At 32.6% G+C, this 16,174-nt stretch carries 16 protein-coding genes; 6 read left to right on the top strand and 10 right to left on the bottom strand.

Features of this window, described 5'->3' with window-relative positions:
* Positions 1-39 precede the first annotated feature (39 nt).
* From ACIQ66_RS01075 to ACIQ66_RS01055, 5 genes are all read right to left on the bottom strand, one after another.
* The gene (locus tag ACIQ66_RS01075) at positions 40-639 is read right to left on the bottom strand and encodes an alpha-ketoglutarate-dependent dioxygenase AlkB family protein (RefSeq protein ID WP_396210970.1); all 600 of its coding nucleotides are present in this window, start codon (positions 637-639) and stop codon (positions 40-42) included.
* Positions 640-977: 338 nt separating this feature from the next.
* Entirely contained in the window at positions 978-1,868 is an 891-nt protein-coding gene (locus tag ACIQ66_RS01070) for an EamA family transporter (RefSeq protein WP_396210969.1), read from the bottom strand.
* 250 nt (positions 1,869-2,118) lie between these two features.
* Positions 2,119-2,664 (bottom strand): DUF4136 domain-containing protein, encoded by a 546-nt coding sequence (locus ACIQ66_RS01065; protein WP_396210968.1) that lies wholly within the window; start codon positions 2,662-2,664, stop codon positions 2,119-2,121.
* A gap of 16 nt (positions 2,665-2,680) precedes the next feature.
* Entirely contained in the window at positions 2,681-4,657 is a 1,977-nt protein-coding gene (locus tag ACIQ66_RS01060; RefSeq protein WP_396210967.1) for a urocanate hydratase, read from the bottom strand.
* Positions 4,658-4,809: 152 nt separating this feature from the next.
* The gene (locus tag ACIQ66_RS01055; RefSeq protein WP_396210966.1) at positions 4,810-4,986 is read right to left on the bottom strand and encodes a DUF5522 domain-containing protein; all 177 of its coding nucleotides are present in this window, start codon (positions 4,984-4,986) and stop codon (positions 4,810-4,812) included.
* A 120-nt stretch (positions 4,987-5,106) separates the two neighbouring features.
* On the opposite strand from ACIQ66_RS01055, the gene ACIQ66_RS01050 reads away from it, so the two are divergent.
* The 6 genes from ACIQ66_RS01050 to ACIQ66_RS01025 all read left to right on the top strand — a co-directional run bounded on the left by ACIQ66_RS01050 (position 5,107) and on the right by ACIQ66_RS01025 (position 12,315).
* Positions 5,107-5,439: a hypothetical protein gene (locus tag ACIQ66_RS01050; protein ID WP_396210965.1), complete on the top strand. Its 333-nt coding sequence runs from the start codon at positions 5,107-5,109 to the stop codon at positions 5,437-5,439.
* Between the two features lie 117 nt (positions 5,440-5,556).
* The gene (locus ACIQ66_RS01045) at positions 5,557-7,455 is read left to right on the top strand and encodes a T9SS type A sorting domain-containing protein (protein WP_396210964.1); all 1,899 of its coding nucleotides are present in this window, start codon (positions 5,557-5,559) and stop codon (positions 7,453-7,455) included.
* Between the two features lie 61 nt (positions 7,456-7,516).
* Positions 7,517-8,422 carry a 1-aminocyclopropane-1-carboxylate deaminase/D-cysteine desulfhydrase gene (locus ACIQ66_RS01040; RefSeq protein WP_396210963.1) on the top strand — a complete coding sequence of 302 codons (906 nt, stop codon included), beginning with the start codon at positions 7,517-7,519 and terminating at the stop codon, positions 8,420-8,422.
* Positions 8,415-9,551: a glucosaminidase domain-containing protein gene (locus tag ACIQ66_RS01035; RefSeq protein WP_396210962.1), complete on the top strand. Its 1,137-nt coding sequence runs from the start codon at positions 8,415-8,417 to the stop codon at positions 9,549-9,551. The genes ACIQ66_RS01040 and ACIQ66_RS01035 overlap by 8 nt, the downstream gene beginning before the upstream one ends.
* Before the next feature lie 2 nt (positions 9,552-9,553).
* Positions 9,554-10,840, top strand: a complete 1,287-nt coding sequence (gene hemL / locus ACIQ66_RS01030) for a glutamate-1-semialdehyde 2,1-aminomutase (protein WP_396210961.1) — start codon at positions 9,554-9,556, stop codon at positions 10,838-10,840.
* A 197-nt stretch (positions 10,841-11,037) separates the two neighbouring features.
* The gene (locus tag ACIQ66_RS01025) at positions 11,038-12,315 is read left to right on the top strand and encodes a replication-associated recombination protein A (protein ID WP_396210960.1); all 1,278 of its coding nucleotides are present in this window, start codon (positions 11,038-11,040) and stop codon (positions 12,313-12,315) included.
* On the opposite strand, the gene ACIQ66_RS01020 is transcribed toward ACIQ66_RS01025, so the two are convergent.
* The 5 genes from ACIQ66_RS01020 to ACIQ66_RS01000 all read right to left on the bottom strand — a co-directional run bounded on the left by ACIQ66_RS01020 (position 12,316) and on the right by ACIQ66_RS01000 (position 16,121).
* A complete protein-coding gene (locus ACIQ66_RS01020) occupies positions 12,316-13,023 on the bottom strand; it encodes a hypothetical protein (protein WP_396210959.1) in 708 nt (235 codons plus the stop codon).
* 1 nt (position 13,024) lies between these two features.
* Entirely contained in the window at positions 13,025-13,711 is a 687-nt protein-coding gene (locus ACIQ66_RS01015; RefSeq protein ID WP_396211019.1) for a YjjG family noncanonical pyrimidine nucleotidase, read from the bottom strand.
* A gap of 5 nt (positions 13,712-13,716) precedes the next feature.
* Entirely contained in the window at positions 13,717-14,097 is a 381-nt protein-coding gene (locus ACIQ66_RS01010; RefSeq protein ID WP_396210958.1) for a hypothetical protein, read from the bottom strand.
* A 94-nt stretch (positions 14,098-14,191) separates the two neighbouring features.
* The gene (locus ACIQ66_RS01005) at positions 14,192-15,490 is read right to left on the bottom strand and encodes an ABC transporter permease (RefSeq protein ID WP_396210957.1); all 1,299 of its coding nucleotides are present in this window, start codon (positions 15,488-15,490) and stop codon (positions 14,192-14,194) included.
* 1 nt (position 15,491) lies between these two features.
* Positions 15,492-16,121: an ABC transporter ATP-binding protein gene (locus ACIQ66_RS01000; RefSeq protein ID WP_396210956.1), complete on the bottom strand. Its 630-nt coding sequence runs from the start codon at positions 16,119-16,121 to the stop codon at positions 15,492-15,494.
* Positions 16,122-16,174: the final 53 nt, after the last annotated feature.

Genomic DNA, 16,174 nt, shown 5'->3' with positions numbered 1-16,174 from the left:
AATAATTACTTTTTAATTTTGGTCAAAATTTTTAAAAATTTATTTAATAATTCTAAAAGTAAGGTTAATCCTTGCCCCTATTTCTTTAGAACTTTTCGGGATTTGATGCTTCCAAAAATGCTGTGTAGCACCTTTCATCACTAATAAACTTCCGTTTTCAAGATTAATGCTTTGTCTTTGATTAGTTACATTGTGTTTCAGCTGAAAAACTCTTTCAACACCAAAACTTACTGAGGCAATTATGGGATTTCTACCTAATTCCTTCTCATTATCTGCATGCCAACCATTGCTATCTTTACCATCACGATAATAATTAAGTAAAACTGTAGTGAAATTTTCGTTACAAATGCTTTCAACATTATTTTTAATGAACATTAATAAAGAATTCCATCTATTAGGTCGCATAATAATATTTGAATAACCGTAGGGTTTTCCATCATTTCCATAAAGAGAAGTTAATCTTGGCTGAAAATGTTTTCTACCATAAACAGTTATTTCATCATGTTGCCAAGGAATTTCATTTTTGAGTAATTGAAAAAGTTCATTAGATTTTTCAGAATCGAATAATGATGGATGATACTCAATTTCGGCATCAGGTAAATCGAAAACAATTTTTTCTTGTGGGAATAATAAATTCATATTCCAAAAATAAAAAAACCGCTCGAATTAACGAACGATTCTGTATTATTATATTTGAATTTTAGTCTTTATTTTTTTCAAAAACAAACTTATAAATAAATACAACACTAATGTAACAGCAATTGGTGATAAATCCAAAAGCTAGTAAAACACGGACAAATTCGATTCATAAATCTGGAATTTTGGAATTAAAAACGGCACTTCCGCAACCGCCTATAACTAACAATACGTTCCAAATAATTCTGGAAAAAGTTATTTCACAATTAAAAATCTAAATTAATTAAATACAGAAGTATAAGAAAATGTAATTATTATAAATAAAGTGAAGAAAAATTGAATTATTTACTAAACTTTATATTCATAATTACTATTGCTATAATGATAAGAATAATTCCAATCCATTGTAAAAAAACAACATTTTCATTTAAAATGAGAAAAGCCATTAAGACCGAAACAGGTAGTTCAAGAGCAGAAACAATACTTCCAAGACCAATTCCTGTTATTGGAAAACCAGCATTCATCAATAAAGGCGGAATAATTGTACCGAAAAGTGCTAAAAAAATCCCCCATTTTAAAAATATTGAATAATCATAAGGTGTGATTTGTGTGAAAATTCCAAATCCAAAAACAATAATTGCACCACCAAGAAGCATATATAAACTTCGCTGAGCAGAAGAAATTCCAAGTGCAACTTTATTGGCAGTAAACATTGTGGTTGTAAAAGAAGCTGCTGCTAACATTCCCCATAAAATACCTCGCCAATCAATAGTAAATTGATTATTAATTAGATTTGTTGCTAAAATTGTTCCAACTAAAACAAGTAATACCGAAATGATTTTTTGATTTGACGGTTTTCTTTTTTCAATAAACCATTCGAGGAAAACACCCATCCAAACGGTTTGCATAAGTAAAACAATAGCAATAGAAACATCAATATATTTTACGGATAAGTAATAAAAAACACTTGTCATACCAAGTGAGGTTCCGGCAAGCATTAAATGAACAATATTTTTTGTTGAAGCTTTCTCTACAACTTGATTAGTTCTATATTTTTGAAAAATATTGATTATAAAAACGCCTAAAATTCCCAAAATAAATTGAGACGAAGTAACTTCAGCGGTTGTAAATCCTTCATCGTAAGCTAATTTTACAAACGTAGCTAACATTCCATAACTAGTAGCACCAAGACCAACAAGAAAAACTCCTTTTAACAAACTATTTTTTGACATTATTCTTAAATTTTAAAAAGCCGACAAATATAGTTGATTACATAAGAAGTTGACGTAATATTTAAACTAATATCAAATTTCTGAAAACCAATCTGCTTGCTAAGTTTTCTCAACTTCAATCTTTAGTTTGAGAATACATTTGTAATAAAACAAATACAGCAAGAAGGCTTACAATTAATTTTTTTTTCTACTTACTGAAAATAAAATTTCCATATTTGTTTAATAAATCTAGAAGATTACTAAATAAAATTTATTTATTTTCTTGAATTTTTGGTGGATACTGTTCTAAAATTTTAGAAACAAATTCTTTCACTCTTTCATCTTTCTTGGCTGTGTTTTTTGTTAAATAGCCCGAACCTTCACCTTGCCAAATCATTTCTTTTTTGGAAGCGTCAATTAAATCAATGAATAAAGTTCCTTCTGTATTAGTAGAAACCGATGTTTGCACACCAAAACCAAACGGATTCCAGCCCCAGCCCCAGCCGTAGCCCCAACCATCGTTGAATTGATTAACATTAACTTCTTCTCGTTCTTTTGTAAAGATGTTTACCAACAAATCAGGTGTTTCACTTTTTACAAAACCTTTAGAAGCCATAACCTCATCTATTGAACGTAGAATTCTTTTTTTGTCCAAATCAGAAATTTCTACTTTATCTATACCATTTTTATAATATGCATAAGTTTTGAATTTCGTAAAATCTACACTTTTATCAAAATCAGAAGCTACTCTAACTGATGCGCATGAAGCAAAAAGAAAGAGAACTAAAACCGTAGTTAATTTTTGAATTGATTTCATAATTTATATTTTTTAGTTAAAAAAGTCCATCGTCAACTATATTAGGAATGGTCACTTTTAATAAAGGTTGTGTCTCCATAGCTCTTTTTATTGCAAAAATAGCTCCTTCGTTTCTTGCCCAACTTCTTCTTGAAATTCCGTTGTTTACATCCCAAAAAAGCATTGATTCTAAACGTCTTGATGCCTCTTTAGTTCCGTCAAGAACCATACCAAAACCACCATTAATAACTTCGCCCCAACCAACACCGCCGCCATTGTGAATAGAAACCCAAGTTGCTCCACGGAAACTGTCTCCGATTACATTTTGGATTGCCATATCAGCAGTAAAACGAGAACCGTCATATATATTTGAAGTTTCACGATATGGTGAATCGGTTCCTGAAACGTCGTGATGATCTCTTCCTAAAATTACATATCCAATTTCGCCATGAGCAATGGCTTGATTGAAAGCTTCAGCGATTTTAATTCTACCCTCTGCATCAGCATAAAGAATTCTTGCTTGTGAACCAACTACCAATTTATTTTCTTGAGCGCCTTTTATCCATTGAATGTTATCTGCCATTTGCTGTTGAATTTCCTCTGGAGAATTTTTCATCATTTCTTCTAGAACATCGCAGGCAATTTTGTCGGTTTTGGCTAAATCTTCGGGATTTCCTGAGGCACAAACCCAGCGAAAAGGTCCAAATCCGTAATCAAAACACATTGGCCCCATAATGTCTTGAACGTAACTATTGTATTTAAAATCAATGTGATTTTCCGCAAAAACATCGGCTCCTGCACGTGAAGCTTCTAGTAAAAAGGCATTTCCGTAATCGAAGAAATAGGTTCCTTTTTCGGTATGTTTATTTATTGCAGCTGCATGTCGACGTAATGTTTTTTGAACTTCTTCTTTGAATTTACCAGGATTATTAGCCATTAAATCATTAGATTGTTCAAAAGTGTAACCAGTCGGATAATAACCTCCAGCCCAAGGATTGTGCAGTGAAGTTTGATCAGAACCTAAATCGATACGCAGGTTTTCTTGGTCGAAACGTTCCCAAACATCAACTACATTTCCGAGATAGGCGATTGAAACAATTTCGTTATTTTCCAAAGCTTTTTTAACTCTTGGAACTAATTCTTCGATATTTTCAATCACTTCATTAATCCAACCTTGCGAATGACGAATGTGTGTAATTTTTGGATTTACTTCGGCACAAACGGTTACGCAACCTGCAATATTTCCTGCTTTAGGTTGTGCGCCAGACATTCCTCCAAGCCCTGATGTTACAAATAATCCGCCTTTTGGAGATTTTTTTATTTTTCGGAATCCATTTAAAACCGTGATTGTAGTTCCGTGAACAATCCCTTGCGGACCAATATACATATAACTTCCTGCAGTCATTTGTCCGTATTGTGAAACACCTAAAGCGTTCATTTTTTCCCAATCATCCGGTTTTGAATAGTTAGGAATTACCATTCCATTTGTAACCACAACCCTTGGTGCTTCTTTATGAGAAGGGAATAATCCCATTGGATGGCCAGAATACATGGCCAAAGTCTGTTCTTCGGTCATTTCTGCCAAATATTTCATCGTCAATAAATACTGAGCCCAATTTGAAAATACTGCGCCATTTCCTCCATAAGTAATTAATTCATGTGGATGTTGTGCTACGGCATAATCCAAATTATTTTGAATCATCAACATAATGGCTTTCGCTTGTTCACATTTTCCTGGATATTCTGAAATTGGTCTTGCAAACATTCTATAATCAGGACGAAGGCGATACATATAAATTCTTCCGTAAGTTTCTAATTCGGATTTGAATTCTGGAAGTAATTCGGCGTGATGTTTAGGTTCAAAATAACGCAACGCATTTTTTAAGGCCAACTTTTTTTCGTCGTCTGAAAGAATTTCTTTTCGCTTTGGCGCATGATTTATTTCAACCTCGTAAGGCTTCGGATTTGGCAAAACCGATGGAATTCCTTGTAGTATTTGTTCTTGAAATGTCATTTTTGTATGTATAATATATTGTTGTAAAATGTATTGTTGTAAAATGTATTGTTGTAAAATGTATTGTTGTAAAATGTATTGTTGTAAAATGTTACAATATATTGTATTTTTTCTTTTCATTATACAATATACAATTTTACAGTATACAATTTTTACTTTTTCAAAGTTCCTGTCTTCTTATCAAATCCGTAAGGACAATGTCGGCATCCGCTTTTGCAACAGTAACCTCGTTTTAGATGGTGCTTTTCGGTAAAACATCGATAACCCTCCGGCGTTAAGTAAAAATCTTCACCTTCGATTAATTTATTTTCATTTCTATCTTCAAACATAAGTACAAATCGACTTAAAAATATTTAATTTTCTTCAAAATTAAATATTTTTAACCAAGATTACTTCTTTCCTTTGGCAAAATATAATTTAAAAGAAGAAATTTAGCAACTTTGCATCATATGATTCTAATTGTTTTTAAATATTTAACGCCAAGAGGTTTTCGAGGTTTGACATTTTATCCATTTGTGCTTTTAGCAGACAAAGAAGATAAGTTGAATAAAGTATTAATTAATCATGAACGAATACATTTAAGACAACAATTAGAGTTGCTTATTTTGCCTTTTTATCTTTGGTATTTTACGGAATATTTATTTCGATTAATGCAATATAAAGATAGCAAAAAGGCTTATATAAATATATCTTTTGAAAGAGAAGCTTATGCAAATGAAAAGAATTTTAGGTACACCAAATCTAAACGTTTTTGGCGATTTTTGACTTACTTGAAAAATTAAAAAAAATCAAAAATTAAAAAAAAAGCACAGAATATAAATTTATTTCTTTTTTTCCTTATTTTTGTTGATTATTTTGAATTCTACTATTAGTTTTCTAAACATAAACCAATAACAACTATGAAGAAATTATACTTTATTATAGGATTTTTATCTTGTACAGTTTTTGCTCAAACTTCAATGACAGCAATAGGTAATTCATTTATATATGTGAAGGATTCGTTTGTTTTTGTCAAAAATGGAATCAATTTACAAACCGCAAATAACTTTATTTATCTTAGAAATGAAGGACAACTTTTACAAGGAAGAGTTGGGGCTAACACTAACAATGGATTGGGTAGAATTTCAATTTTTCAAGAAGGAACTTCTGGACACTTTGCTTACAACTATTGGTGTGCTCCTGTTGGAAGTACAACTGCATTAGCTGGCCCACCAGTAACCAACATAGGAGATTTTGGTATAACGATGGCGCACAGACCAACAACCAACACTGTCTCTACAGCTGCTGTTGCATCAGCGTTTAACGACCATAACGGAACAGCCAACCCACTAAAAATATCTTCAAGATGGATTTACACTTATGACCCTGGCACAACTTATTCAGCATGGGATTATGTAGGTGGCGCTAGTACAATTCCTCCAGGAAGAGGTTTTTCAATGAAAGGAACCAACGCTGCAGGAGCATTTGCAGACGCTGTGAACCCAGGTGAATCAACACCAAACAACAACGTTGCCGGAACAGCGCAGCGATACGATTTCAGAGGAAGAGCAAATAGTGGTGATATTTCAATTCCTGTTCTTGCGGGACAAGAAACTTTAACAGGAAATCCTTATCCTTCTGCTATAGACTTAAAAGCATTTTTAGCTGACCCCACCAATTCTGCATGTAATGGAATTGCTTATTTTTGGGAGCATGACAAAACGGTTCTTTCACATAATTTAGCAGATTATAAAGGTGGATATGGTGAGTATTCTCCATTAGGCGGTTCAAATGTTGCTCCATACGGGAATATGGGTATTTATCTCCCAGCAACGTTTTATAATTATACTGGAAGCGGTGCAACAATACCAGTTCAAGTAGGTTCTGGCGCAATGTATCAAAGAAGATTTTGTCCAGTTGGGCAAGGTTTCAATATAAAAGGAAGTTCAGCAGGAACAGTAACTATGAAAGATAGTTATAGAGTGTTTCAAAAAGAAGGTGTCGCAAATTACTCTCAATTTGAGAGAACAGCTACTACTAGTTCTGATAAAGTAATTAATGACATAAATAATGCTGGATTTTTACCAGAAATCCCATCTGTTTCTGGTTTTGACTATACAACCGTAAGCACTGCGCAAGTTCCACAAATACGTTTTAATGGTATGATTGATAACTTAGGGGTTAGACAAACAGCACTAGTTTTAATACCTGGAGCCTCTGATGGTCCAGAACATGCAATGGAAGCAGAATCAATAGATGGATATAATAAAGATTATTATTTTTATTTGGGTGATGACAAACAATACCTAATAAATGTTATTGAATTTGATATAAACAAAAAAATTCCTCTTGGTTTTAAAAACAATGCAACTACAAATTTCAAATTAACATTAAACGAAATGATTAATTTTGAAACTCCAGAAGTTTATGTTCATGACAAAACAAATGACACTTATACAGATATAGTTAATGGATTGTTTGAGGTAAATCTTCCAGCTGGTGTTAACAATAATCAATATGAAATAACATTTACTAACTCAACGTTAGCGGTAAATAATAATGCGGTTTCTAACTTTACCGTTTTCCAGAATAATAATAAAGAATTACTAAATATTGTAAATCCAAATAATATTGAAATAAATAATGTAGTGTTATATGATGTTGTTGGTAAAGTGATTTTTGATAAGAAAGAAACTTCATCAAAAGATACTTATCAATATTCCACTTCATCATACAGCGATGGTGTTTACATTGTAAAAATAATTTCAAAAGACAACAAAGAGTTCTCTCAAAAATTAATTATTTCAAACACAAAATAGTTTAGAAAAAAAACTATAAACTAAGCAGTCTTCGGGCTGCTTTTTTTAGTAGAATTAAGTTATGAAATCGATAAATCAATACATTCAACTTGATAATTCAACTATAACTTTAGCAATTAAACGCGAAGACTTATTACATACTCATATTTCTGGAAACAAATACAGAAAACTTAAATATAACTTAATACATGCCAAAGAAGAGAATAAAGATACACTTCTAACATTTGGAGGAGCTTATTCCAATCATATTGCAGCTCTTGCCTATGCAGGAAAATTGCATAATTTCAAAACAATCGGTGTTATTCGTGGAGATGAACTTGTATCAAAAATAAACGAAAACCCAACACTGAAATTTGCTCAAGAATGTGGCATGAAATTCAAATTTGAAACCCGAGAAAAATATAGAGTCAAAGAAGATTCAGACTACATAATGAGTCTTCGTAACGAATTTGGAGATTTTTATCTAGTTCCAGAAGGAGGTACAAATGAATTAGCAATTAAAGGTTGTTTAGAAATCTTAACCAAAGATGACTTAGACTTCGATTTTATTTGCTGTGCCATTGGAACCAGTGGAACAATTTCTGGAATAATTAAAAGTGCCAAAACTAATCAAACAATTTTAGGATTTCCATCACTTAAAGGCACGTTTTTTGATAAAGAAATTCATAAATTTGCACCAAATCATTCCAATTGGAAAATAAGTAGTGACTATCATTTTGGCGGTTACGGAAAAGTAACTCCTGAATTAGTTGATTTTTTAAATAAATTTTATTCAAAATACAAAATTCCGTTAGACCCAATTTATACTGGAAAGATGGTTTTTGGCGTTATAGATTTAATAAAGAAAAATTATTTTCCTGAAAATTCAAAAATACTAGTTATTCACACTGGTGGTTTACAAGGAATTGAAGGAATGAATTTAAAGTTAAAAGAAAATAATTTACCTCAAATTGAATTTTATGATTAAAAAGATTGTATTTATTTTCATCTCAATACTACTTGTTGCTTGCAGTAGTACAAAATATGTGGTAAGAACCAAAACAAACGCTAAAAAAACTGCTGATCCGAAAAAAGTTTTAGTTTATAGCAAACCTGTAAAAAAAGTAACTAATACAGCAACAAATACAACTTCTTCAAAAACAACTACAGCAGCATCAAAACTAACAGAGAATAAACCAACTGTTCTTGCTAAAAACACAACACCAACTCCAAAAACTGAGATTACAAAAAACACTACAAACAATACAAATCCATTGACTGAAGCCAAACCAGCATTTCAAAAAACTGTTGATACTCCAAAACCCACGACAAATGAAATTGCTTCAAAACTAAGTGATGAAGACAATTTGATATTAGAAATAATAGAAAAGGCACGTCTCAAAAAAGAAACAGAAGTAAACAAACCGCATTATGTCAAATCCGAAGTTCTTGAGGCGACCTCAAAGGTAAAAGTCACCCTCAAAATGGTTCAAGATTATATAGATAAATACAAAACCATTGCCAAAAGTAACATGGCCAACTTCGGAATTCCATCAAGTATAATTTTAGCACAAGGAATTTTAGAATCCGGTACAGGTAAAGGTTCTTTAAGCCTTCTTGCCAACAATCATTTTGGCATAAAGTGTAAATCTGAATGGACTGGACCATCCGTTTTCTTTGATGATGATGAAGAACAAGAGTGTTTTAGAAAATATGAAAGTGGAGACGAATCCTATACCGATCATGCAGTTTTTTTAACAAGTCGACCTTATTATATTCCACTTTTTGAGTTAGAAAAAGACGATTATAAAGGTTGGGCATATGGACTAAAAAAAGCAGGGTATGCAACCGATGTAAACTATCCAACAAAACTAATTTCCATTATTGAGAGATACAATTTACAAAACTATGATGCCGAAGTTTTAGGAAAAATGATTTCTCAGCACCCTAAACAAGAATTGGCAACAACAAGCAATAGTTTTACTTACCAAGTAAATCCAGGTGATACTTTATACTCAATTTCAAAAAAATTAAATGTTCCCGTAAAGGTTATTATCGAAAAAAATAATATTGAAAATAATAATCTTACAATCGGACAAAATCTTATTATCAATTAATCATGTTATACCAAAGAAGTAGTCAGCTTTTTATCGAAGCCGAAAAAGTAATTCCAGGTGGCGTAAATTCTCCTGTTAGAGCATTCAAATCTGTAGGCGGAACTCCTATTTTTGTCAAAAGTGCTAAAGGTGCTTATCTATATGACGAAGACGGAAATAAGCTAATAGATTATATCAACTCTTGGGGACCAATGATTTTAGGTCATGCCCACCAACCTGTTGTAAATGCAATAACTGAAAAAGCCAAATTAGGAACTTCTTTCGGAATGCCAACTGCACTAGAAACAGAAATTGCTGCATTAGCAGTAAGCATGGTTCCAAACATCGATAAAATTCGATTTGTAAACTCAGGAACAGAGGCTTGCATGAGTGCCATTCGTCTAGCTCGCGGATTTACAAAAAAAGATAAAATAATCAAATTTGCAGGTTGTTATCATGGTCATTCCGATTCGTTTCTTATTCAAGCTGGAAGCGGCGCCATTACTTTCGGAAGCCCAAATAGTCCTGGCGTAACATCGGGAACTGCCAAAGACACTTTACTTGCCAATTACAACGATATTAATGGTGTAAAAGCCTTAATCGAAGCTAACAAAAACGAAATAGCAGCTATAATTATCGAACCTGTTGCCGGTAATATGGGTTGCATTCCACCACAAAAAGGATTTTTAGAAGCGCTGCGTGTTTTGTGTGACGAAAACCAAATTTTGCTGATTTTTGACGAAGTTATGACTGGTTTCCGTTTGGCAAAAGGCGGCGTGCAAGAACTATTCAATATTAAAGCCGACATCGTAACTTTTGGTAAAGTAATTGGTGGCGGATTACCTGTTGGTGCTTTTGCCGCTCGTGCCGAAATCATGAACTACCTTGCTCCTATCGGCCCAGTTTACCAAGCCGGAACGCTGTCAGGAAATCCTCTTGCAATGGCGGCTGGTTTAGCAATGCTGACCGAATTAAATGAAAATACTGCCATTTTTGAAAGCCTAGAAAAGAAAACGGCTTATCTAGAAAACGGTATTCATAATATGTTAACCGAAGCTCAAATTGACTTCACCATAAACCGAGTTGGCTCCATGATTTCTGTGCATTTCGACAAAAATCCCGTAATCGATTTTGCTACAGCTAAAAATGGTGACAACGAAACCTTCAAGAAATTTTTCCACGGATTGCTTCAAGAAGGCGTTTATATTGCACCATCAGCCTACGAAACTTGGTTTATCACCGAAGCACTGACTTACGAAGATTTAGATTTTACCATCGAAGCCATTAGAAAAGTAGCAAAGAATTTATAGTTTTTTCAGAAGCTAATCCTGCTGTACGCTATACCTGCCTGTCGGAAGACAGGTCTTTATCTTCTTAAAGAAAAAAGATAAAGGATATCGATTCCATCAGGGCTAGGAGTTCACGGTGAAAATGAATTTGTGATTTTTAAATCAAAAATCTTCCTCCATTTCAAAAAAATTATTCCAAAAAGTGTAATTTTACCAACATGGAAGTACCATTAGCAGAACGTATTCGTCCGCAAAAATTAGAGGATTACATCAGTCAGCTTCACCTAGTTGGACCAAGTGGTTCGCTTACACAACAAATAGCTCGTGGTAGTATTCCATCCATGATTTTTTGGGGTTCACCTGGAACTGGCAAAACAACTTTGGCACAAATTATCGCCAAACAAAGTAATCGCCCATTTTATGAACTAAGTGCCATAAATAGTGGTGTAAAAGACATTCGTGATGTAATAGAAAAAGCCAAACAAAGTGGCGGATTATTTACGGCTAAAAACCCCATTTTGTTTATAGATGAGATTCATCGTTTTAGCAAGTCACAACAAGATTCGCTTTTGGCAGCTGTTGAAAAAGGTTGGGTTACGCTCATTGGTGCCACAACCGAAAATCCAAGTTTTGAAGTAATTCCGGCATTATTATCGCGTTGTCAAGTTTATATTCTCAATCCGTTTTCTAAAGAAGATTTACTTTCGCTTTTAGAACGCGCGATGAAAGAAGACAAAATCATGGCTTCCAAAAAAATAAAACTCAAAGAAACCGAAGCATTACTTAGACTTTCAGGTGGTGACGGACGAAAATTATTAAACATTTTTGAATTAGTGGTTAATGCAAGTCCCGAAGGTCAAATCACAATTACCAATAATAAAGTTCTTGAACTGGCTCAACAAAACACTGTTTTATACGACAAAACTGGCGAACAACATTACGACATAGTTTCGGCATTTATAAAATCTATTCGAGGAAGTGACCCAAACGGCGCAGTCTATTGGTTAGCCAGAATGATAGAAGGTGGCGAAGATGTAAAATTCATAGCAAGAAGAATGCTAATTTTATCAAGCGAAGACATTGGAAATGCAAATCCAACAGCTTTTATTATGGCTAATAATACTTTTCAAGCGGTTGCAACAATTGGCTATCCCGAAAGCCGCATTATTTTGAGTCAATGTGCAGTTTATCTAGCAACTTCAGCCAAAAGTAATGCCAGTTATATAGCAATTGGTGATGCACAAGCATTGGTAAAACAAACAGGTGATTTGCCAGTTCCAATTCATTTAAGAAATGCACCAACCAAACTAATGAAAGAATTAGGTTATGGTGACGAATACCAATATTCGCATAATTACGACAATAACTTCAGTGAACAAGAATATCTACCAGATACAATCCAAGAAACCAAATTTTATGAACCTGGAAACAATGCTCGAGAAAATGAATTGCGCAAGTTTTTACAAAATCGTTGGAAAGATAAATATGGCTATTAGCTAGAATTTTACCTCGACTTTTTCAGATAGTAATTTTTCATTTTGATAATACTCAAAGAACCATTCGTTATTTTTTGAAATTAAAACACCTTGTAAACTTCCTTTAGCAGCTATATACAAATCCTTTAGAGAAGTTATATAGATTTTATAAATCACTTTTGGTTCAGCATTTATAAACTGAAAACCATTAGTTATAGGTTGTGCAAAAAGTTGACTTGAAACCGAACTTTCAGAATTTAATGATTGATTTTGAACTTCATCTTTATTTTCTTTAACCACTTTATCACCAAAATATTTATACTGAATTGTTTTCATCGAATTTAATGCTTCACGCAAAGCCAAATTATAGGAAAGCTTATAGTCTTTTTCTTTGTTTTCGCCTTCTTTAGATGTGAATAAAACTTTCCCTTTACAGTCTTTCAGAACAACAGTAAGTTTAGTTGAAAACATATTGTTGTTTTCTAAAACATCTAAATAAAGTTTGTTGCAATTATTTTCTAAAAAATCTTTTGGCACTTCATCAGTATCAAAATAAGTTTCAAAACCAAATTGTTGCATATACATTTTAGAAAGTAAATTCAAATTGTATTGATTTTTTTCTTTCAAAAAAGAAAATTTTGCAGGAACTGAAACATATTTATATTGATTTAAATCTTGTGCAAAACTTACAGAACTAATCAACCATAATAAAAGGATAACTTTCTTCATCTTAAAATATATTTTTTAGTTCAATTAATTGATTGATTTGCCTAATTTCATTTGAAATAGCTACTTTTTTTTCATTAAAATAAATGGCTTCCATACCAAATTCAATTGCCCCACGGACATCAGCATCTATACAATCTCCTATCATTACAGATTTTTCTTTACTAGTTTTGGCCACTTTTACAGCATATTCAAAAATGCATGGATGTGGCTTTTTTACACCAGCCATTTCCGAATTGGTAACCGTATTAAAATAATCTTCAATTCCAGAATTTTTCAATTTTTTATACTGAACTTCGGCAAAACCATTTGTGATTATATGAAGTTTATAATTGGTATTTAGGTATTCTAAAATCTCAATGGCACCATCAAAAAGAATATTATTTTCTGGCAAAAAAGTGATATAATCAAATGACATTTGATGAATTGAATCATCAGAAATTGAATAACTCAAAGTATCAAAAGAATCTTTCAACCGTTTGTATCTCAATTCATCATGCGAAATTTTATCAACTTGATATAACTTCCAACAAGCCTGATTTATAGGTGCATAAATTTCAATAAACTTTTTTGTGTCAATTTGAGGATGTTTTTCTCTAAAAATTTTATCAAAAGCTAATTCAGAATTTCGATCAAAATCCCAAAGTGTATGGTCTAAATCAAAAAAAATATCTGTAATTTTAGTTGGCAGTTGCATTAGTTACTTTTTACAATTACAGCATTTTCAATATGATATATCCAGTCATCAGCATCATTTTCGTTGTATCTAAAAGTACCCTCAAGTGTAACGTATAAATCGGTTTTTAGCTTAGGAGTTGCTTTGGCAAACTTTATCCCCATGATTGTTTCTGGCCCTGCTTTTCCGCAAAAAAAGCATGAAGCAAAAACATTTTTACTTATCGCATATGTTTTATTGTCAATGGGAACAATAAATCCTTTGACTACAATTTTCTTGTTAGCTAGTTTTTTTAAATCTGAATTTACAATGGGAAAATTAATTTCTCCATAAGAAGGATGCTTTTTGAGCGCAAACTTGATGTTTGCCAACTGTTTCCATGTTATTGTATCAGACTTCACAAAGTTGCTTTCTTTTACAAAAGAATCACTATTTGACACTGAAAAGCTACTTAAAAAGACTATAATTAATAGGGAAATAAACCTAAATACTAATTTATGCATTCGCTAATGTTTTTGAAATATTTAATTTATAAGCTTTAATCGCCGGAATAAAAGCTGCCATAATACCTACAAAGATAGTTACTAATAATAAGATTCCCTCTTTATTCCATACAATTTCAAGGGGTGTAAATGCTATTTTGAAATCATCTTGAGCAGAACTTGAAATAAAACTTATAGCAATTCTACCAAAAATCGTTCCAAAGAGAAAGCCTACTAAAGCCAAAAACAAACTTTCAATTACTACTAAAAGTAATAGTTGAATTCTACTTGCACCGTTTATTCGCATCAAAGCAAATTCGTATTTTCGTTCTTTCAATCGGTTATAAAGCGCAATAAAAATAGAGATTCCCGAAATTAGCATAATGGCATAAGCCAAATATTCTAGTGCTTTTAGTCCAACTCCGAATAAACTAAAAATTCTATTTACCTCAATTGCTGGTGAAGCAGCTTGCATTTTGGTATTTTGAGCAATAATTCTTGGCCAAGTTACAATACCCATTTTATTTCTAAATTTTAATAAAACAGCCGTAATTTCCATATTAGGCTCTTCCAATGTCAAATCTGCTTCTTGACGATTCTGTTGATGTTCGTTAATACAAGCATCGGTATGAATGTGTTCGTGTTCTTCATGAACATGACCTTCCTCGCCATGAGCAGGATTCTCAGCTTCTTGCCCATGTGCATTATGCATTTGCCAAACGCTTGGAATATTGCACAAAATCAAATTATCAAGCACGCTTCCTGTTGAAGATGCTATTCCTGAAATTTTGTATGAGTATTGGTCGTGAACTTCACCTTCGGACGAATCGCCATGAGATCCAAAAAATTTATCTCCTATTTTCAAATTAAGTTTTTTGGCAACCTCGTTTCCAACTACAATTTCAAAATTTTTATTAAATAATTTTCCTTTTACAATTTTCGCCTTGTACTTATCTAAATAATCTGAATTAGTTCCAACTATTTTAAATCCTCGATAATTATCACCAAAAGCCAAAGGAATCGCCTTTTCTACAAAAGGATGTTTTATCCAAACTTTAGCCGAATCATAGCTAATATTTCCAGTTGGATTATCAATATGATAAACCGACGAAAGTATCAACTGCATTGGGCTTCCTTGTGCTCCTAAAACCAAATCAACACCGTCAATATTACTCGAAAATTTTTCTTCAAATTGCTTTTGCAACAAAATCAAAACCGTAATAATGGCAATACTTGAAGCCAATAAAACAATACTCAAAACTGTATTTAACGGTTTGAACCACAAATTCTTCCAAGCTAATTTTACAATCATTTTAATTGAGATTAAGTTGGTTAGAAAATTTATCTTTTAAACGCTTATCATGAGTAACAATTACTAAAGCGGCATGGTATTCTTTGGCTAATTTTTCAAGCAAATTGGCAACAACCATAGCATTTTCGTCATCTAAACTCGATGTGGGTTCGTCTGCCAAAAGCAGTTTTGGTTGGTTTATCAAAGCTCGAGCTATAGAAACTCGTTGCTGTTGCCCAATACTCAATTGTGATGGCAGTTTATGTTTTTGATTAACCAAATCTAGTTCTTCTAACAGTTTTTCGGCTTTTTGAGTAGCCTTTTTTCCATTTGCCAACCACGATGCCAAAACCACATTTTCTATAACTGAAAGCGAGGCAATAAAATGGGATTGTTGCAAAATTAATCCGATATTTTTTCCTCTAAACAGATCTAGTTCTTTTTCAGAAAGCAAACCAATATTAGTATTTTCTAAAATAATATCACCTTTTTTAGGACGAAGTAAGCCTGCTAAAAGATGTAATAAAGTCGTTTTCCCCTTTCCAGAGTTACCAGTAATTAAAAGTGTTTCCGACGAATTACACTTCAATTCTGGAAATGAAAATTGGGTGTCTTTATTGTAAAAAAAAGAGAGGTTCTTTGTTTCTAGCATAATCAAACTAATAATGTTGCAAGTTACTGAAATGAATTTCAATTTGTTCTTAG

The organism is Flavobacterium sp. (assembly GCF_044377315.1).
Lineage (GTDB): Bacteria > Bacteroidota > Bacteroidia > Flavobacteriales > Flavobacteriaceae > Flavobacterium.
Note: the sequence above shows the minus strand (reverse complement) of the source record. Positions and strands in the feature narration are given on the sequence as shown.

Coding starts and splice junctions, on each gene's coding strand:
- ACIQ66_RS01075 (WP_396210970.1), bottom strand. CDS start 639: ATGAATTTATTATTCCCACAAGAAAAAATTGTTTTCGATTTACCTGAT.
- ACIQ66_RS01070 (WP_396210969.1), bottom strand. CDS start 1,868: ATGTCAAAAAATAGTTTGTTAAAAGGAGTTTTTCTTGTTGGTCTTGGT.
- ACIQ66_RS01065 (WP_396210968.1), bottom strand. CDS start 2,664: ATGAAATCAATTCAAAAATTAACTACGGTTTTAGTTCTCTTTCTTTTT.
- ACIQ66_RS01060 (WP_396210967.1), bottom strand. CDS start 4,657: ATGACATTTCAAGAACAAATACTACAAGGAATTCCATCGGTTTTGCCA.
- ACIQ66_RS01055 (WP_396210966.1), bottom strand. CDS start 4,986: ATGTTTGAAGATAGAAATGAAAATAAATTAATCGAAGGTGAAGATTTT.
- ACIQ66_RS01050 (WP_396210965.1), top strand. CDS start 5,107: ATGATTCTAATTGTTTTTAAATATTTAACGCCAAGAGGTTTTCGAGGT.
- ACIQ66_RS01045 (WP_396210964.1), top strand. CDS start 5,557: ATGAAGAAATTATACTTTATTATAGGATTTTTATCTTGTACAGTTTTT.
- ACIQ66_RS01040 (WP_396210963.1), top strand. CDS start 7,517: ATGAAATCGATAAATCAATACATTCAACTTGATAATTCAACTATAACT.
- ACIQ66_RS01035 (WP_396210962.1), top strand. CDS start 8,415: ATGATTAAAAAGATTGTATTTATTTTCATCTCAATACTACTTGTTGCT.
- hemL (WP_396210961.1), top strand. CDS start 9,554: ATGTTATACCAAAGAAGTAGTCAGCTTTTTATCGAAGCCGAAAAAGTA.
- ACIQ66_RS01025 (WP_396210960.1), top strand. CDS start 11,038: ATGGAAGTACCATTAGCAGAACGTATTCGTCCGCAAAAATTAGAGGAT.
- ACIQ66_RS01020 (WP_396210959.1), bottom strand. CDS start 13,023: ATGAAGAAAGTTATCCTTTTATTATGGTTGATTAGTTCTGTAAGTTTT.
- ACIQ66_RS01005 (WP_396210957.1), bottom strand. CDS start 15,490: ATGATTGTAAAATTAGCTTGGAAGAATTTGTGGTTCAAACCGTTAAAT.
- ACIQ66_RS01000 (WP_396210956.1), bottom strand. CDS start 16,121: ATGCTAGAAACAAAGAACCTCTCTTTTTTTTACAATAAAGACACCCAA.